The following is a 1,043-nucleotide window of genomic DNA, read 5'->3' on the forward strand; positions in this document are numbered from 1 at the left end:
CCAACGGCTCGTCGCTGCACAGCGGCGGGCCGTTGGGGGGTGGGGGTGGTGCTCAGGCCTCGGCGGTGGCGGCGTAGGTGAGGAAGGCCTGCCAGGATGCGGGGTTGAAGGTGAGGTGGGGGCCGCTCTTGTCCTTGGAGTCACGGACGAGGACGGCGGTGGTGGTTTCGGCGACCTCGACGCACGCGCCGCCCTCGTTGCTGCTGTGGCTGCTCTTGTGCCAGGCGACCTCGATGCACGCGCCACCCTCGCTGCCGCTGTAGCTGCTCTTGAACCATGCCAGCTTCGTGCTCATCGCTCTCCCAGCATCTTCTCGATCAAGGATAGGGACTCCTGGGGGGTGTGCGCCTGGGCCCTGAGGGTGCCGTATCGTGCGTTGAGGATACGTACCTCCTCCTGATCCGAGATCAGCCTACTGCTCGTCTGAACCTCGATGTAGGCGTTCTGGGGGCGCCCTTTGGGGGTGATCAGGATGAATGGTCCATCCATCCCCGCATGCTCCGTTCTGTCGAGCGGTAGTACCTGGACTACCATTCCGCGCGTCTGACCGACTTCCAGCAGTCGACGTAGCTGTGCCGCGTGCACGTCTGTGCCGCCCAGCGGCCTATGCAACACGCCCTCGTCGATGACCCAGCTGAAGATGGCCCGTGGCCAGCGTGTGAGGATCTCCTGCCGCGCCATGCGGGCAGCCACCCGCATTTCGATCACTTCCTCCGTGAGCAGTGGCTGGCGCATGGCGAAGACAGCCCGGGCGTGCGCCTCAGTCTGAAGCAAACCGGGCACGCCGACCATGCTGAAGTCGTGAAGCTCGATGGCCTCCTCCTCCAGCCGCGCGTAGTCCCGGAACCAGGCCGGGTGCCGTACGCGGGCCTTGGCCTTCGCGCGCTGGACGTCGTCCTTCGCGATGCTCAACAGCCCGCCCGCGTCCAGCAGTTTGTCCGCCGCGTCCAGCAACTCCGGCTGAGGCGTCCGCTTCCCGCGCTCCACCGCGCCGATCAGGGCCTCGGTGTAGCCGACGTGGCCGGCCAGGTCCTTCTGCGTCA

At 66.6% G+C, this 1,043-nt stretch carries 2 protein-coding genes; both read right to left on the minus strand.

Annotated elements, in window-relative coordinates:
- Positions 1-52: 52 nt before the first annotated feature.
- Positions 53-295: a DUF397 domain-containing protein gene (locus MCM47_RS41415; protein WP_238951910.1), complete on the minus strand. Its 243-nt coding sequence runs from the start codon at positions 293-295 to the stop codon at positions 53-55.
- Positions 292-1,043 (minus strand): helix-turn-helix transcriptional regulator (locus MCM47_RS41420; protein WP_238951911.1); only part of this gene is annotated, 752 nt, incomplete at its 5' end. The genes MCM47_RS41415 and MCM47_RS41420, both read right to left, overlap by 4 nt.

The organism is Kitasatospora sp. A2-31 (assembly GCF_022288725.1).
Classification (GTDB): Bacteria; Actinomycetota; Actinomycetes; order Streptomycetales; family Streptomycetaceae; genus Kitasatospora.

Bases quoted from the DNA above. Each gene is read 5' to 3' on its own strand.
- MCM47_RS41415 (WP_238951910.1), bottom strand. From the start codon at position 295: ATGAGCACGAAGCTGGCATGGTTCAAGAGCAGCTACAGCGGCAGCGAG.